Here is a 17,085-nt window from a genome sequence, read left to right as displayed (position 1 = left end):
AAAATAACTTACCCGCAGGTGATGCTCTCTATGCGGTCATTGCGGTCGATACGGATGGTCAGGCGGTCGGCCCGGTATTCCATGGTCGTCATCGTATCAGGTCCAAGCACACGGAAATTCGTTGGCAGGACGTCACGAGAGACCGAGGTTCGCTGGCGGCCGATATATTGCTGCAGGTCTTCCATGCCGCAATTACCGGTGATCGGCCGATGTACATCAGATGAGCCAAGCTCCTCGACCGGCATCATGGGCGGTAGAGCGTCTGCCGCCTGACCTGCAGATGGAGACTGCCCGGCCGGCTCACCGGAAGTGGCAAAACATCCCGACAGAAACAAAACCGATCCCAGGACCAAGACCCGCATATCACACTCACCCGCACTGACTACGCGGTCACCCTAGCGTCCATACAGCGAAGCTCAAGCGACAAATTGGACAGGGCTAGACCTTCTTTTCCCAGCGCCCGGCATCGGACTGACGCCAGTAGGAGACATTCGCGCCAACGCCGCTGGCCGTCTTCCAGAGCCCGCGCGCTGCAACGACGGCGCTCTCATCATTGCCATCGAACATCACGATCGTGCGCTCAAAGGCCTTGAAATCCCCCGGCTCGGCCCGATCCAGCAGGAAGAGGCATTGTGCGCCGTTCGGGTTGTCATCAGCCAGGGTCAGCAGGACGGGCTGGCGTTCTGCGTCAGCCTCGCTGGCCAAGCCATGCGGCGTGAAGCTTTCTTCGCGCCAGGTCCAAAGCAGCGCATCGAGCGCCTTCAATCGGGTCTCATCGGTAGACTTGATAAGGGCGCGCCAGCCCCGTCCGATGGTTTTCTCGACCAGTTCAGGCAGCACTTCCTCCACGCTCGATCGCTCGAGGTGGTAGAACCAGAGTTCGCCTGCCTGATCGGAATTTGACATGAGAAAAAGGGCGGCCGTGGCCGCCCTCTCCTGTTCGGCGTCAGCCTTCGTAATTGTCGCGCACGAAACGGTCGAGGATACGTACACCCCAGCCCGTACCCCAGCTCGGCTGGCGCGGATCGTCCTTCATACCGCCCATGGCCGTACCGGCGATATCGATGTGACACCACGGACGCTCATTGACGAAGCATTTCAGGAATTCAGCAGCCGAGATGGAGCCGGCCAGGCGGCCTTCGCCGACATTCTTGATATCGGCATTCTTGGTCTCGATATGCTTTTCATAATCGGCACCCAGCGGCATGCGCCACACCGGCTCATCCGACGCGTTACCCGCCGCGAACAGCTGCTCGGCAATGGTGTCGTCATTGGAGAAGATACCTGCACGGCTATTGCCCAGGGCAATCAGCATGGCACCCGTCAGCGTCGCCAGGTCGATGATCAGCTTCGGCTCGAAACGCCCCTGGGCATACCAGAGCACGTCACCCAGGACGAGACGGCCCTCGGCATCGGTGTTGAGGATCTCCACCGTTTGGCCAGACATGGAACGAACAACGTCACCCGGCCGCTGGGCATTGCCGTCCGGCATGTTCTCGACCAGGCCGACGATACCGATGGCATTCACATTCGCCTTGCGGCCTGCGAGAGCACGCATCAGGCCGACAACGGCAGCAGAGCCGCCCATATCGCCCTTCATCTCGTCCATGCCAGCACCCGGTTTCAGCGAGATGCCACCACTGTCAAAGGTCAGCCCCTTGCCAACGAAAAGCAGCGGTGCTTCGCCTTCCGCACCACCATTCCACTTCATGATGGCGATATGACTTTCATGCTCGGAGCCCTGGCCCACACCCAGAAGCATGTCCATGCCCAGCTCGGCCATGGCCGCCTCGTCGAGGATCTCGATCTCGAGACCGTGTTCGGACATGCCCTCGATCTTCTTGGCATAGGTTTCCGGGTTGAGAACGTTTGGCGGCAGGTTGGTCACTTCACGCGCCATGTCGACACCGGCGGCAACGGCGCCCCAACTGTCCCAGGCGGTATTTGCCGCGGCGACATTATCAGCGGTGATGGTCATACCGGACAGGGAGGGTTTCTTGTCGTCGGTGAGCTTGGTGCGATACTCGTCGAAACGATAGGCCGCCATGCGGGCTCCCAGACCTGCACGGCCGGCGCCTTCAGCATCCGCCACACCGTCGAGACGCATGGTGATGGAGGTCTCGCCAGACAGCAGTATCTTGGACGTCACAGCCGCAGCGGATTTCTCGATGACGCTGGCCTTCAGCTCAGCCTGTTTGCCCAGTCCGAACAGGACCACGCGGTCAGCATTCGTACCGGCTGGCGCCAGCACTTCCAGGGTCTGGCCCGGCTTGCCGGTGAAGCGGCTGGCGGCAACAGCGCGCGACAGCGCACCACCGGAAGCATCATCAATCGCCTTGGCAGCGGCGGAAAAAGTCGAGTCGGCAAAGACCGGTACGGCCTGGGAACCTGAAACGGAATCAGCCGAAGCGAATTCGATTTTCATGGCAAAACCTCGCTAGAACAGTGGAACCGCCCGTATGTGATTGGGGCGAAAAAGATGGGTCGCGAAAGTGGTATCCGATCCGGAAGCGAGATAGAAGGCTGAACGCGCAGCTTTAGATCCGTCATGATTCTTGTTCAGCGATATTTCTTCCGACAACTCCTCTGGCCCTTCCTGACTTCGGTTGGTGCCTTTGCGGGACTGTCCCTGCTGACACAGAGTCTGTCGAATACGGATCTGGTCTCAGGTTATTCCGAAACGGCCTTCACCTTCTTCAAGGTCACGCTGCTGGCCCTGCCGCACCTGACAGCCCTCTTGCTGCCGATCGCACTGTTCGTGGCCACCCTGACCGGTCTCAGCCGCCTGTCCTCCGACAGTGAGCTTGTCGTCACCTCGGCCTCCGGCATGACACGCTGGGGCATGCTCTCACCGCTTATGCGCCTAGGCATATATGTCGTCATCGCCAACCTGGCGATTAATCTCTTTATCCAACCCGTCTCCTACCGGGAGATGCGGCGTAGCCTCTATGACCTGCGGTCCGACGTGGCCTCCAGCCTGGTGACACCGGGCGCCTTCTCACGCATCGGCGAAGGCGTGACGATCTATGCGCGCGAACGCACGCGTGATGGCCGCCTGCTGGACATCATGATCCACGATACACGCGGCCAGGAAGGGGCTGTCACATACACCGCCCGCGAGGGCGTGATCGCGCGTGGTGGCAATCGTACCGCCCTGGTCCTCATCAATGGCAATGCGCAATGGCTCGATGAAAACCAGGAAATGAACTACACGACCTTCGACCGGACCGAACCGGACCTGGAGGAGTTCTCGGGAATCGCAGACGCCATTTTTTTCAAGGAAAGCGACCGCTTTCTGCATGAATTGTTGTGGCCGGACGGATCCATTCTCGCACGCCCCGGCGGCGAGGAAAGTGCAAGGGCGGAAGCGCACTACCGTCTCTCCGCGCCGCTGTTCAATCTGGCATTCGTTCTTATCGCCGCTGCGGCCTACCTGGCAGGCGATTATTCCCGCCTGGGTTACGGGCGACGAATAGCAATAGCCGTGGGCGCAGGGCTGACCCTTCGCCTCGTTGGTTTCAGCGTTCAATCTGGTGCTACGGACGACCCGGCCCTCAACATCGCCCAGTACATTGTTCCATTGATTGGAATTATCGGGGCGCTGGCCGTTATCTACTGGCCGGGCCGGGCCCGGCCGGATGCGCCGCCCGCCGCGGAGGCCCGCTAGATGACCGTCGCTAGCCACCTCAACCGCTACATGCTGAACCAGACACTGGCCGGCCTGGGTATGGCTGCCGGCGTGATCGGCGCGGTAATCATCCTCATCGATTTTGTGGAACAGTCGCGTACGATCGGCACGCGGGTCGACATCGGAGCACCGGAACTGGTCGGCCTCACGATGCTAAAAGTTCCCGCCCTACTTGAAACCACTCTGCCCTTCATATTCCTGTTTGGCGTCTTGACCGCACTCTTCCGCCTGAACCGGCGAAGCGAACTGGTTGTCATGCGCGGCTCAGGCATGTCGGCCTGGCGCATTCTGACCGCCCCCATGATCCTGGCGCTTGTCGTCGGCCTGTTCGGCACAACTGTGCTCAACCCGCTCGGTGCGGCCGGCAATGCCGCCTTCGAAGCGCGCCGCGATGCGCTGATGAATGTCCGCCGGGACCCCAATGCGGCCACTCCGGTCTGGCTGCGAGAGGCGAATGTCAACGGCTTCACCGTTATCGCGGCTACGTCTCTGGCGGAGGGCGACCGCGTACTGCAAGCACCGGCCTTTCTCTACTACGCCGTCAACGAGGATGGAGTTCCCGCGCTTGACCGCCGCATCGATGCTGACGCTGCGACGCTACAGGAAGGCTTCTGGGAAGTTGAAAACGCCGTCGAGCGTACGCCCAACACACCTTCGGTCGAGCTGGGCCTGATCACCCTGCCCACAGGCATCAACCGGCAGGCTCTCTTCGAGCGATCTCGATCACCTGAAGGGGTCTCTTTCTGGGACCTGCCGACGCTCATCGCCTCGGCCAACGAAGCCGGCTTGGCGACTGAGCGCTATGAACTGCGCCTGCACAGCCTGCTCGCCCTGCCGCTGACCCTGCTCGCGGCGACACTGATCGCCGCCGCTGCAACCATGCGCCTGCAACGTCTGGGCGGAGCAGCAGGTTTTTGCGCTGGCTGGCGGTTTGACGGGCTTCGTGATGTTTTTTCTGCAGGAATTGCTCGGCTCTATCGGCGCAGCGGGGGCACTGCCGCCGCTAACGGCGGCCTGGGCTGCACCTGCCATCACCGCATTGCTTGCCCTGACCTATATTGCCTCGACCGAGGACGGTTGACGGCGTGGACGAAATGCCCGCTATCGGCTAGTCATGATGGCTCGGTCGGGTGGGGCCGATTCAATTGAGGGAGTGACGCGCATGGCGTCGCATTATCGCCGCATCGCTGCGGCCTTGCTTGCTTCAACATTACTCGCGTGTTCAGCTCCCGCGTTCGCCCTGCAGGAAACGCAGGACGACCAACCGGTCTATCTCGAAGCTGACACGCTGGATGATTTCGGGTCCGGAGAGGGCTATATCGCGCGCGGCAATGTACGGGTCCAGCAAGGCGACCGTCTGCTGATCGCCGACGAGCTGGAATACCGCCCCGAGGAAAACCGCGTCATTGCTCGCGGCAATGTCGAGATCCACGGCCAGGGCGAATACCCGCAATACGCTGTCGAGTTCGAACTCGACAGCGAGATGTCCACCGGTATCGCAGTCGGTTTCGCGACCATGATGGAAAACAATGGTCGCATGGCTGCCGCGACGGCGGCTCGCTCCGAGGACGGTTCCATTCGTCTCGACCGAGCCTATTACACCGCCTGCCCACTCTGCGAAGACGGTGAACAGGAGCCGACCTGGCGCATTCGCGCGCGCGAAGTGGTCCAAGACACCGAAGATCAGATGATCTACTACAAGGATGCCCAGCTGGAGTTCCTTGGCGTACCGGTCCTCTACGCCCCGACATTCGCACATCCCGATCCGTCGTCAGAACGCCGTTCCGGTTTCCTCTTCCCGGGACTGGGCGTGTCATCGCGTCTCGGCTTCAACTATCAACAGCCTTATCTCTGGGCGATCTCGCCGCACCAGGACCTGGTCGTGGCTCCGCGCTATATGGGCAATGTTAATCCGCTGGTTTACGGCGAGTATCGCAAGCGTTTCTGGTCCGGCTCCCTGGCCTTCGAGGGTAGTTATACCTACGAAGCCGAGATCGACAGCGACGGCAACCGTTTCGGCGAGGAAGATGATCGCTGGCATATCTATGGCGGTGGACGTTTTCGCATCACCGAGGACTGGCGCTGGGGGTTCACGGTTCAACGCGCATCCGATGACCTGCACCTGCGGCGCTATGATTTCTCTGAAATCGACCTGGATCGCGGGGCTCCGCTCGACCCTGACACACGCCGCCTGCTGAGCCAGATCTACGTCGAACACCGGTCTCGCAATGCCTTCGGAACGCTGATTTCGGCCTCCTATCAGTCTCTGCGCTCGCAACTCGATGACGAATCGCTCCCGGACCTGTTGCCGGTGCTTGAGTATCGGCAGGTCATCAATGCTCCGGACGGGTGGGGACGCGTAAACCTGGGCATCAATGGTGCTGTCCTCGACCGTGAAACCGGCACCGATTATCAGCGCCTCTCATCCAGCATTGACTGGCGCACCCGCTGGACCAGCCCCCAGGGTATCGTCGCGGAACCGTTCGCCTATGGCCGGGTCGATGCTTTCGAGTACAGCAATGTGCCGGACGGAAATGGCGGTACTTATGGTGACGGTTTCGATCGTCAGGTCGGTCTCGCCGGTGTTGAAGTGTCCTGGCCTCTCATGCGGTCTGGAGAAAATTCGGACATTATCCTCGAACCGGTCGTGGCCGGCGTCATCGCCACCGATGATCCGGTTTCCTCGCGGGTCATCAACGAGGACAGCCTTTCCATCGACCTCGACGAGACCTTGCTGTTCCAGCCTTCCCGCGCACCGGGCTTCGACCTGTGGGAAGAAGGCCAGCGCCTCACGGCGGGCATGAGGGCAACGGCCTATATCGGTGACGACCGGATGCTGCGCGCCTTCCTGGGGCGCAGCGAAAGACTGGATGGTGCCCCTGTCTTTTCCGGAGCAAGTGGACTGGCGGAGGAAAGCTCCGACTATGTGTTCACCGGCGAGATCAACTGGGGCAGCTTTGTTGCGGGCATCCAGACGCGCCTCGACTCTGATGATTTCGATATTGACCGTCTGAGCTTCACGACAAGCTATTCCACCGGTCGTTTCACCGGCAATCTTCGCTACACCGACATCAGTGACGACGCCTCGACGCTGACGGCGCAGCGCGAGATCATTGCTGATGCATCCTATCAGCTGACGGATCGTTGGCAGGTCATCGCCAATGTGACGCACGACCTGGACCTGGATACATCTCGCATCCTCCAGACCGGCTTCCGCTACATCGATGACTGTACGCAGATGGAAATCGTCTATGAGCGCCAGGATGTGGGAATTGACCGCCTCGGTCCGTCCGAGTCGATACAGTTCCGGATTTCACTGTTCACCTTGGGAAGCGTCGCGCCTGACTAGCAACAGTGTCTCGTCATTGCGTTGTAAGCGATCTTGAGTAATCTTCCGGCGGAACGGAAAGAACCGATGTCACGCACCAGAAATTTCGTACTTGCTTCTTTTGCCGCCCTGACGAGCCTTTTTGGCGTCAGCGCGAGCGCTCAGATTACCGAGGGCGTCGCTGCTCTGGTCAATGATGAACCGATCACCACGGTCGACGTTCGCAATCGCATGCGCCTGATCATCGCCTCAACAGGGCTGGCTCAGCTTGACCAGGAAGCCATGTTGCGTGTGCAGGACCAGGCCATTCGAGGCCTGATCGATGAACACCTGCAGCTTCAGGCTGCTCGCGAGTACGAGATCCAGGTATCGGAAGAAGAGATCATGCAGTCCCTGCTTGATCTCGCTCAGCGTAACAACTCCACCATCGAGGCTGTCGTTGCCGAGCTTGAACAGTCCGGTGTGGACGTCCAGACACTGCGTCACCAGATCGAGTCCGAGATTGCCTGGCAGATCCTGGTCAACGGCCGCTACGGCTCGCGCGTGCGTATTTCCGATCAACAGATCGAACTGGCCCTGGAGCGGCTCGCAGCCAGTGCGTCCCAGCCCCAGTTCCGCATCTTCGAGATGTTCTTCGAGATCCGCACGGCAGCTTCCGAACAGGAAACCACCCAGCGCATTATCGCCGTGATGAACCAGCTGCAGCAGGGCGCGGCCTTCCCGCAGCTCGCGCAGCAATTCTCCGACGCGCCATCCGCGGCCACCGGCGGTGATATCGGCTGGATCGCAGCTTCGCAGCTGCAGCCGGAAGTCGCCCAGGTCATTCCTCAGCTTCTGCCGGTCTTCCAGCAAAACGGTGGTGCACTATCCAATCCGGTCCGCGTACCGGGCGGATACATGATCATCGCCCTCGTCGGTGCCCGGGACGGCACGACCACCTTACAATACGATCTGGTCCAGCTCACTGTACCCACGAGTGCCGTTACCGAGACGACACGCAGCGACCTTGAGCGTGCCATGAACCGTAACCCTGTCTGTGACACGCTGGATGCAGTCGCTGCCGAGATTGACGGCGCCATTGTCACGCCTCTCGGCTCCATCGGCGCTGACGCGCTGCTGCCGCAGATCCGCGACTCCCTGGCACCGCTCGACCAGGGCGAGAATACGGGCGTTATCGAGAGCGCTGCAGGCGTACAGAGCATCGTTGTCTGTGACCGCACAATCGGCGGCCCGGGCGTACCAACACGAGACGACCTGGAAGGCCAGCTGAGAGGTCAGCAGCTTTCCCTGCTCTCCCGTCGCTGGCTGCGTGACCTGCGCCGCGAAAGCACGATCGAGATCCGCTACTGATGCCGCTGCCCTCTCCCATCGGCGTTACGATGGGTGATCCGGCTGGGATTGGTCCGGAAATCATCACCAAGGCATGGCGCGCACTGCGCGAGCGCTCCGACCTCCCGTTTGTCGTGATCGGAGATCCATCCTGTTTTAGCCAGGCGATACAGGTTGGGAGCGCCGCTGATGCTGCGCAGCATTTCCGGACACGGCTTCCGGTCCTCAGCCAAACGTCCCCGCTCACTCATCCAGTCCGGCTCGGCGCGCCTGCCAGCGAAAATGCTGCAGCGGTCCGCAGCGCGATCGAGGATGCTGTCTCCCTCGCGAGAACGGGCGAAATCAACGCCGTTGTCACAGCCCCTATCGCGAAGTCGGTCATGTACCAGGCGGGGTTCGACTTTCCCGGCCACACCGAGTTTCTCGCAGACCTGACGAAGGACGCTCCGCTCGACGGTCCCAGGGGGCCACTGATGATGCTCTCGGGTGGCGGTTTGCGTGTGGTGCTCACCACGATCCATATCGCCCTTGAAGACGCAGTTCGCGCGGTCAATCCCGAGCGCATCAAACATGTCGCCCGGCTCGCCTACGCGGCCCTCAGGCGTGATTTCGGGATCGCCAGGCCGCGACTGGCCCTGGCCGGTCTCAATCCGCACGCCGGTGAAGATGGCGCGTTGGGGCGTGAAGAAATCGAGATCATAAACCCGGCAGCTGCCGAGTTACGCGATGAAGGTATCAATATCACGGATGCCATGGCCCCGGACACGATGTTTCATGCCGAGGCCCGGGCGCAGTATGACGCGGCCATTTGCCATTATCACGACCAGGGGCTGATACCGGTAAAAACGCTGGATTTTCATGGCGGGGTCAACACCACTCTGGGCCTGCCGATCGTGCGAACCTCGCCTGATCACGGCACTGCGTTCGGCATTGCCGGCAAGGGCCAGGCGCGTGCCGACAGCCTTATCGCGGCGTTGAAACTGGCAGCCAGCATTGCGGAGAACCGGACGCGATGATTGATGAGCTTCCACCGCTACGCGATGTGATTGCCGCGCATGGGCTGGGCGCCAACAAGTCCTTTGGCCAGCATTTCCTGCTGGATCTCAACCTTACGCGCAAGATCGCCAGCCTAGCCGGAGATATCTCCCAACAGAGCGCGATCGAGATCGGGCCAGGACCGGGCGGGCTTACCCGTGGCATCCTCGCCCATGGCACGGGTTCCTTGCTGGTGGTGGAGAAGGACAGCCGGTTTCTCGGCGCGCTGGGCGAGATCGGTGATGCCTACCCGGGTAAACTCGAAATCGTCGAGGCCGATGCGCTCAAGGTCGACGAACCGGACGTATTGCCGGAGGGGCCTTGCACCATCTTGTCCAACCTCCCCTACAATGTCGGTACACTTTTGCTGATCAAATGGCTGGAAGCCTCGCCGATCTGGTGGCGCCGGGCGGTGCTGATGTTCCAGCGCGAGGTCGCCGACCGCGTTGTCGCGCAACCTGGCAGCAAGGCTTATGGCCGCCTCGCCATCCTTTCCCAGTCCGTCTGCGAGACACGTCTGGCGCTGAAAATCCCGGCCCGGGCCTTCACACCTCCGCCCAAGGTGGAGAGCGCTGTCGTGGTTCTCGATCCGCTTCCCGAAGATCAGCGTTTCGATGATCTCAAAGCGCTTGGGGAAGTCACCGCGTCGGCGTTTGGGCAGCGTCGCAAGACACTGCGCCGGAGTCTCGCGGCAGCGGCCGGCAAGACCCGCGCTTCCGCAGAAGAATTGCTGCAGACAGCCGACATCGATCCGGGCCTGCGCGCGGAGACGATTGATATTGCGGGTTTCCAGAGGCTTGCACGGGCCTGGCGGGCCGCTACTGCTCCATAAGAGCGTCGACAAATTCACCCAGCCAGGGGTGGCGGTTGCGCTTCAGGCGTTCCGCGTGCAGGGCCTGATTGAGCTTTTCGAGTGCGCGCGCGAAGTCATCATTGACGATGACATAGTCATACTCGTTCCAGTGCGAGATCTCGTCCTTGGCGCGGTTCATGCGATCGCGAATAACCTCGTCGGAATCCTGGCCGCGCTTGCGAAGACGATCTTCGAGCAAGGCCAGCGATGGCGGCAGGATAAAGATACGCACGGTGTCCGCAGGCGCCTGGTCGGCAATGATCTGTGCGCCCTGCCAGTCGATATCGAAAATGACGTCACGACCTTCGTCGATGGCTTCCATGACCGGGGTTTTCGGCGTGCCGTAATAGCGACCAAAAACTTCTGCCCATTCAAAGAAGTACCCCGCATCAATGCGCTTCTTGAATTCCTCGACGGAGATGAAGTCATAGTCCTGGCCATTGATCTCGCCCGGGCGCGGCTTTCGCGTCGTACAGGAGATGGAGAGGACAACATCAGGATTCTGGCTAAGCAGGCGTTTGGAGAGCGTCGTCTTGCCGGCGCCGGACGGGCTCGACAGCGCGATCAACACGCCGCGACGACGGCCTCTGAAAATGGTACCGGAAAAGCCGTCACTCGACATTCTGGATCTGCTCCCTGAACTGATCGATCACGTTCTTCAAATCCAGACCAATCTGCGTCAGCGACGAGTCAGAGGATTTCGAACACAAGGTGTTCGCCTCACGATTAAACTCTTGTGACAAAAAGTCGAGTTTGCGCCCCACCGGGGAGCCCTGCTTGAGCAGTTCCCGAGCCGAGGCAACATGCGCGCGCAAACGGTCGAGTTCCTCGCGCACATCCATCTTGACAGTGAGCACTGCGATCTCGGCAGCGAGGCGGTTTTCCTCCAGCTCGGCATCGACCAGTTCCGCGATCTTGGCGGACAGGCGATCACGGATGGCATCGATGCGTGTGGCGGCATTGGCCTCTGCCGCATCCGTCAGGATTTCCACCTTGTCGATATGTCCTGCAAGCACGGGGGCCAGGGCCGCCCCCTCTTCCTCACGTGCAGACTTCAAGCCGTCCAGCGCCTCGCCGAGACCTTCCAGTAGCGCCTTCTCCAGCGCAGCCCGCGCTTCGGGATCTGGATCCGCTGACGTCTCGAGAAGGCCGTCAATTGCCAGCAAACCATCCAGACGCGGGCGTTCGACCTGGTTGGACAGAATCAGGTCCTCCGCCTGTGCCAGTAGTGCATCAAGCGCTGAACGGTTAATCACTGGTGCCGACTGGCTGGCATCTCGCTTGAGATTGAGCGAGGCCTGAAGATTGCCGCGAGTGAACCGTTTGCGGGCCTGTTCGCGGATCTTGAGATCCAGGCCGTCATGACCAGAAGGCACGCGAGAGCGTACTTCCAGCCCCTTGCCATTGACACTGCGCACTTCCCAGATCCAGCGGACATTTTCGTGCTGGCCTTCGGCGCGCGCAAAACCGGTCATGCCGGAGAGCTGGCTCATGTCTAGTTTCCTGCCTGGCGGCGCTGCCGCTCGATCTGGCGCCAGCGGCGCACATTCTGCTGGTGTTCCGCATACGTATCGGCAAACACATGACCACCGGTACCATCCGCAACAAAGAAGAGCGCGCTCGTCTCGGTCGGGTTCAGAACCGCAGCAATTGCTTCGCGGCCCGGATTGGCGATTGGCGTCGGCGGCAAGGCCGGGATCTGATAGGTGTTCCAGGCGTTGTTCGGATTATCGATCTCGGAGCGACGCAGGCCACGGCCCAGCGGCTCTCCCTGAGAGATGCCGTAGATGATGGTAGGGTCACTCTCCAGCCGCATGCCACGACGCAGGCGGTTCACAAAGACGCCAGCGACTTCACCACGCTCGCCACCAATGCCGGTCTCCTTCTCGACGATGGAGGCCAGGATGATCGCCTGCTCACGCGTTTCAAACGGCAGGTTCTCGGCCCGCTGGTCCCACAGCGCGTCCAGTAGGTCATCCTGGGCACGACGCATGCGGTCGACGATTTCGTGGCGGGAGGTTCCGCGGGTCACCAGATAGGTTTCCGGCAAGAGGTCACCCTCGGCGGGTGGATCGGTGATCTCGCCTGTCAGCACGGCTTCCTCGGCCAGGGAGCGTACAATCATGGCACTGGTCAGCCCCTCGGCCAGTGTAATCGGGTGCTGGACGGTTTGGCCGGACCGCAGAAGTTCATAGATCTGGGCCATGGATGCCCCGGCCGGGATCTCGTACTCGCCAGCGCGCAGGGATCGATCGCCCTCGTCGAGCGTGATGGCAAAGCGGAAGATCCGCGCATCACTGATCAGGCCCTCATTTTCCAGCTGGGTTGCAATGCGGATCAGCCCTGCGCCACGAGGCAGGGTCGTCACAGTGGCCTCAGCCGTTGGACCGGGCGCCGCAAACTCGTCCTGCATCCAGCGATAGCCGGCATACACCCCGCCTGCTGCAAGCAGTGCAAGAACCACCAGGGCTATGCCGCCCCAGATAAGGAGCTTCATCCACAGCGGCGCAGACTTGCGCGCTTCCACTTCACTCATGACTATTCCCCGAATGCGGTCAGTCAGCCGCTACAAACACGACCGAAGCATTTGTGCCACCGAATCCAAAAGAATTCGACAGTACAGCGCTGATAGATTTCTCAACCGGCGCCTTGGCAGCCAGATTGATGTCGGTGTCGACGGACGGGTTGTCGAGATTCAGCGTTGGCGGGCAGACGCCGTGTTTCATGGCCAGGATCGAGAAAATCGCCTCGACAGCGCCGGCTGCCCCCAGCAAATGACCGATCGCCGATTTGGTCGAGGACATCACCAGATCATCGGAGGCTCCGCCGAAAAGTCGCTCGACAGCGCGCAGCTCAATCTCGTCGCCCAACGGGGTCGAGGTGCCGTGCGCGTTGACGTAATCGATGTCAGATGCATTCAGGCCGGCATCCTTGAGCGCGGCCTGCATGGAGCGATACCCGCCATTGCCGTCATCTGCCGGCGCGGTGATGTGATAGGCGTCCCCGGAAAGGCCGTAACCTTTCACTTCGGCATAGATCTTGGCGCCGCGCGCCTTGGCCGATTCGTATTCTTCCAGCACGACCACGCCGGCGCCTTCTCCCATGACAAAACCATCGCGGTCCTTGTCATAGGGGCGCGAGCCCGCAGTCGGGTCATCGTTGAAATTGGTCGACAGCGCCTTGAGCGATACGAAACAGCCAATACCGAGGCGGCAAACGGCGGCTTCTGCACCACCGGCAACCATCATGTCCGCATCCCCGCGGGCAACCAGGCGAGCCGCGTCCCCGATGGAGTGGGCGCCCGTGGAACAAGCCGTAACGACCGCGTGGTTAGGACCTTTCAGGCCGTGCTTGATGGATACCTGTCCCGAGACGAGGTTGATCAGCATGCCTGGAATAATAAAGGGAGAGAGACGGCGCGGCCCCTTCTCGTGGAGCGTGATCGAGGCATCATATGTGGTCTCAAGACCACCAATGCCCGATCCGATCATGACGCCGGCCCGTTCCCGGGCCGCGTCATCTTCAGCCTCCCAGCCACTGTCGGCGAGAGCCTGATCCGCTGCGGCGATGCCGTAGAGGATAAAGTCGTCGATCCGTTTTTGCTCACGCGGTGACATCACCGCATCCGGATCGAAAACGCCCTGCATATCCGCAGAGCCGCCACCGCGGCCGTCTACACGGGGAACAAGCCCGGCGATCTGGCAAGCCAGATCGTCGGTTTCAAAGTGCTCGATCCGCCCCAGTCCGGACTCACCGTCAATTAACCGTTTCCAAACGGCATCCTGACCCTGGCCCAGTGGGGTAACGAGCCCAATCCCCGTGACAACGACGCGACGCATGGCGTGGGTCAGTTAGCCGACCTTTTCAGAGATGAACTTCACAGCATCACCGACTTTCTGGATGTGCTCTGCTGCATCATCCGGAATTTCGATGTCGAACTCTTCTTCAAAAGCCATGACCAGCTCAACATTGTCCAGGGAGTCAGCGCCCAGATCATCGATGAAGCTTGCATTGTCGGTGACTTTATCCGCATCGACATCAAGATGCTCAACAACGATTTTCTTTACGCGCTCGAGAACGTCAGACATTTCAGACCCTCATAGTGATTCATCGCCATGACTATAGCGATGCAGGAAAGGACGGGAAGTCAGGTTTTACCGTACTTTCCCGAAGATGCGCGGGCACCTAGCATACTTCATTCGCCGTGGCTAGCGAAGCTGCCGTATACGGCACCCGCAGGTTTCAATTAAATCATCGCCATACCGCCATTTACGTGCAGGGTCTGGCCTGTCACGTAACCGGCTTCGGCGCTGGCGAGATAGACAACTGCGGACGCGATGTCATCACCGCTGCCCAGATCATTTGCCGGGATCTTGCTCAGGATGGCCGAGCGCTGCTCGTCATTGAGCACGTCTGTCATCGGCGAAGCGATGAAGCCCGGAGCCACACAGTTCACGGTGACGCCGCGTGCGGCGACTTCCTGGGCGAGCGACTTGGAAAAGCCGATCATGCCCGCCTTGGAGGCACAATAGTTGGACTGGCCCGGATTACCCATGACACCCACAACGGACGTAATGCCGATGATGCGGCCGTGACGGGCCTTCATCATGCCGCGCAGGGCTGCGCGGGACAGGCGGAAATAGCTGTCGAGGTTGATGCGGAGAACCTGGTCCCAGTCCTCGTCCTTCATGCGCATCAACAGCTGGTCCTTGGTAATGCCGGCATTGGCCACCAGAATGTCCAGCGAGCCCATCGCTTCGGCCGCCTGTTTCGGCAGCGCGTCCACGGCTTCCGCGTCAGACAGGTTACAGGGCAGCACGTGCGCGCGCTCGCCCAGCTCGGAAGCCAGCTCGGCCAACACGTTTTCACGCGTGCCGGACAGGGCCACGGTCGCGCCCTGCGCGTGCAGCGCCTTGGCTATGGATTTGCCAATACCGCCGGTCGCGCCGGTCACAAGGGCATTCTTGCCGGTAAGATCAAACATCAAGAACTCCTTCGTTCTCGCTTGGAGATTTGCTGCGAGGAACACCCCGCCAGCGAACAGGACCAAACAGTAGAGCCAGAGCGGTCGCGGGAATGGTGGTTCCATCCCGGTCAAACGCCTGTAGACGGCGAGATAGACAATACCCAGGCCAATGAAAATCAATATGCCGATTGATAACGCGATTGAGTCTCGACCGAAATAAGCGATCAGCAGGACACCCAACAGGTTTGACCAACCGATCCCGAGCGCCGCCAAGTGCATCGCTCGTTTCGTAACGCCGGAGATCAAACCATCATCGCGCGTCAATGAGAACTACGCCTCTTCCTTCAAAGCCGCAGCAAATGCTTCCAGATCCGCAGCGCTGTTAAGCGGCTGGCCTTTGGCGTCCTTAGTAGTGCGTTTGAGCATGGTGGACAGCACCTTGCCCGCGCCGGCTTCGGCGAGCGTGGTGATACCGCCCTCCTCGACCATCCACATGACACTCTCGCGCCAGCGAACCCGGCCGGTGACCTGTTCAACCAGCTGGCGGCGAATGGTCTCTACATCATTGGTCGGGCGCGCGGTGACATTGGCAACAACCGGGACTGCGGGCGCATTGATCGTTGCCGCAGCCAAGGCTTCAGACATGGCATCAGCTGCCGGCTGCATCATGGGGCAATGGAACGGTGCGGAGACCGGGAGTTTCATGGCCTTCTTCAGGCCCAGCTCGCCTGCCTTGGCAATCGCCGCCTCGATGGCAGCGGTCGCACCGGAGATCACGATCTGGCCCGGGGCATTGTCATTGGCGATGCCGCAGACACCGGCCGTCTGGCCTGCTGCAACCGCCTGGGCCGCGAGATCCTCGTCCGCGCCCAGCAGCGCCGCCATCGTGCCCTCGCCGACCGGAACCGCTTTTTGCATGGCCTGGCCGCGCAGTTTGAGCAGTTTGGCCGCATCCGCGATGGACAGGGAGCCTGCTGCTGCCAGTGCTGAATACTCACCAAGACTGTGGCCGGCCACAAAGGAGGCCGCCGTGACGTTTACGTCAAAGTCGTTTTCCAGGACCCGCATGACCGCGAGGCTGGCAGCCATCAGAGCGGGCTGCGCATTCTCGGTCAGTGTAAGATCTTCAATGGGGCCATTGGCCATCAGGCCGGACAAGTCCTGGCCCAGGGCCGCATCGACCTCGTCAAAAACGGCCTTGGCACTGGCGAAGTTGTCGGCAAGTTCCTGGCCCATACCAACGGCCTGGGAGCCCTGACCGGGAAAAACAAAGGCGAGTTTCATTTAAATTTCCTCCCCTGAACTGGGTGTGAAAGCTCGATAGCCAATATTCCATGAGGTGTGCAAGCATCCTTGCGGCTTGAATGTGCTCACAAGATCGGATAAAGCCCGCGCTTCGCGTGATTGCGGTCCGCCCTCTTTATATGGCTCACATGGGGTGAGGCATGGAGGCCGGAGCCACCGCGGACCTGCCCGACCCTTCGGCTTGGTCTGCGCCGCAATCGACTTGAAGGGAGCCGAAATGGCACTTTACGAGCACATTTTCATCGCTCGCCCGGACATGTCGCCGGCACAGATGGAATCCCTTATCGAGGACGTCAAAACCCTCATCGAGGAAAAAGGCGGCAAGACCGGCAAGACCGAATACTGGGGTCTGCGCAATCTTGCTTACCGCATCAACAAATCCCGCAAAGGTCACTACGGCCTCATCGACATCGACGCTTCTGCTGACGTGATCGACGAGCTGGACCGTCTGCAGCGCCTGTCCGAAGACATCATCCGTCACATGACGGTTCGTGTTGACGAGCACGTCGAGACGCCGTCCGCCATCCTGACCAAGAAAGACGATCGTCGCGGTCGTCGTGAACGTAACTAAGGAGCGCCGA

At 60.6% G+C, this 17,085-nt stretch carries 17 protein-coding genes; 7 read left to right on the top strand and 10 right to left on the bottom strand.

The annotated features are described in order from the left end of the window. Positions 1-8: 8 nt before the first annotated feature. The 3 genes from SIC17_RS15135 to SIC17_RS15125 all read right to left on the bottom strand — a co-directional run bounded on the left by SIC17_RS15135 (position 9) and on the right by SIC17_RS15125 (position 2,425). Positions 9-362, bottom strand: a complete 354-nt coding sequence (locus SIC17_RS15135; protein ID WP_291896269.1) for an I78 family peptidase inhibitor — start codon at positions 360-362, stop codon at positions 9-11. Between the two features lie 76 nt (positions 363-438). Next, positions 439-906: a DNA polymerase III subunit chi gene (locus SIC17_RS15130; RefSeq protein ID WP_412545890.1), complete on the bottom strand. Its 468-nt coding sequence runs from the start codon at positions 904-906 to the stop codon at positions 439-441. Between the two features lie 40 nt (positions 907-946). Further along, positions 947-2,425, bottom strand: a complete 1,479-nt coding sequence (locus tag SIC17_RS15125; RefSeq protein WP_412545889.1) for a leucyl aminopeptidase — start codon at positions 2,423-2,425, stop codon at positions 947-949. Positions 2,426-2,548: 123 nt separating this feature from the next. On the opposite strand from SIC17_RS15125, the gene SIC17_RS15120 reads away from it, so the two are divergent. The 6 genes from SIC17_RS15120 (at position 2,549) to rsmA (ending at position 10,212) form a co-directional block, all read left to right on the top strand. Then, positions 2,549-3,667: an LptF/LptG family permease gene (locus tag SIC17_RS15120; protein WP_291896273.1), complete on the top strand. Its 1,119-nt coding sequence runs from the start codon at positions 2,549-2,551 to the stop codon at positions 3,665-3,667. Then, positions 3,668-4,837: an LptF/LptG family permease gene (locus tag SIC17_RS15115; protein WP_412545888.1), complete on the top strand. Its 1,170-nt coding sequence runs from the start codon at positions 3,668-3,670 to the stop codon at positions 4,835-4,837. A 13-nt stretch (positions 4,838-4,850) separates the two neighbouring features. Further along, positions 4,851-7,037 carry an LPS-assembly protein LptD gene (locus tag SIC17_RS15110; RefSeq protein WP_412545887.1) on the top strand — a complete coding sequence of 729 codons (2,187 nt, stop codon included), beginning with the start codon at positions 4,851-4,853 and terminating at the stop codon, positions 7,035-7,037. Positions 7,038-7,103: 66 nt separating this feature from the next. After that, positions 7,104-8,366 (top strand): peptidylprolyl isomerase, encoded by a 1,263-nt coding sequence (locus tag SIC17_RS15105; RefSeq protein ID WP_412545886.1) that lies wholly within the window; start codon positions 7,104-7,106, stop codon positions 8,364-8,366. Beyond that, on the top strand, positions 8,366-9,361 hold the full coding sequence (gene pdxA, locus SIC17_RS15100; protein ID WP_412545885.1) for a 4-hydroxythreonine-4-phosphate dehydrogenase PdxA: 996 nt from the start codon (positions 8,366-8,368) through the stop codon (positions 9,359-9,361). The genes SIC17_RS15105 and pdxA overlap by 1 nt, the downstream gene beginning before the upstream one ends. Continuing rightward, positions 9,358-10,212 (top strand): 16S rRNA (adenine(1518)-N(6)/adenine(1519)-N(6))-dimethyltransferase RsmA, encoded by an 855-nt coding sequence (rsmA, locus tag SIC17_RS15095; RefSeq protein ID WP_412545884.1) that lies wholly within the window; start codon positions 9,358-9,360, stop codon positions 10,210-10,212. Before pdxA ends, rsmA begins: the two co-directional genes overlap by 4 nt. On the opposite strand, the gene gmk is transcribed toward rsmA, so the two are convergent. The 7 genes from gmk to fabD form a co-directional block, all read right to left on the bottom strand. Further along, a complete protein-coding gene (gene gmk, locus SIC17_RS15090) occupies positions 10,199-10,855 on the bottom strand; it encodes a guanylate kinase (RefSeq protein WP_291896285.1) in 657 nt (218 codons plus the stop codon). The two genes, rsmA and gmk, sit on opposite strands and share 14 nt — an antisense overlap. After that, positions 10,845-11,726, bottom strand: coding sequence for a YicC/YloC family endoribonuclease (locus SIC17_RS15085; RefSeq protein ID WP_412545883.1), 882 nt, complete (start codon positions 11,724-11,726; stop codon positions 10,845-10,847). Before SIC17_RS15085 ends, gmk begins: the two co-directional genes overlap by 11 nt. A 2-nt stretch (positions 11,727-11,728) precedes the next feature. After that, on the bottom strand, positions 11,729-12,769 hold the full coding sequence (gene mltG, locus SIC17_RS15080) for an endolytic transglycosylase MltG (RefSeq protein WP_412545882.1): 1,041 nt from the start codon (positions 12,767-12,769) through the stop codon (positions 11,729-11,731). 19 nt (positions 12,770-12,788) lie between these two features. Beyond that, positions 12,789-14,072 (bottom strand): beta-ketoacyl-ACP synthase II, encoded by a 1,284-nt coding sequence (fabF, locus tag SIC17_RS15075; protein WP_412545881.1) that lies wholly within the window; start codon positions 14,070-14,072, stop codon positions 12,789-12,791. Between the two features lie 12 nt (positions 14,073-14,084). Continuing rightward, complete coding sequence (locus SIC17_RS15070) at positions 14,085-14,321, bottom strand: acyl carrier protein (RefSeq protein ID WP_291896291.1); 237 nt, start codon at positions 14,319-14,321, stop codon at positions 14,085-14,087. Positions 14,322-14,479: 158 nt separating this feature from the next. Then, positions 14,480-15,217 (bottom strand): 3-oxoacyl-[acyl-carrier-protein] reductase, encoded by a 738-nt coding sequence (gene fabG, locus SIC17_RS15065; RefSeq protein WP_412545880.1) that lies wholly within the window; start codon positions 15,215-15,217, stop codon positions 14,480-14,482. Between the two features lie 312 nt (positions 15,218-15,529). Continuing rightward, positions 15,530-16,483 carry an ACP S-malonyltransferase gene (gene fabD / locus SIC17_RS15060; RefSeq protein WP_412545879.1) on the bottom strand — a complete coding sequence of 318 codons (954 nt, stop codon included), beginning with the start codon at positions 16,481-16,483 and terminating at the stop codon, positions 15,530-15,532. A 238-nt stretch (positions 16,484-16,721) separates the two neighbouring features. Here fabD and rpsF point away from each other — a divergent pair, with 238 nt between their 5' ends. Next, positions 16,722-17,075, top strand: coding sequence for a 30S ribosomal protein S6 (gene rpsF / locus SIC17_RS15055; RefSeq protein ID WP_291896297.1), 354 nt, complete (start codon positions 16,722-16,724; stop codon positions 17,073-17,075). Positions 17,076-17,085: the final 10 nt, after the last annotated feature.

It is taken from the genome of Maricaulis sp. MIT060901, from assembly GCF_047123815.1.
Classification (GTDB): domain Bacteria; phylum Pseudomonadota; class Alphaproteobacteria; order Caulobacterales; family Maricaulaceae; genus Maricaulis.
The sequence above is the reverse complement of the archived record's forward strand: the minus strand, read 5'-3'. Positions and strand labels throughout refer to the sequence as shown.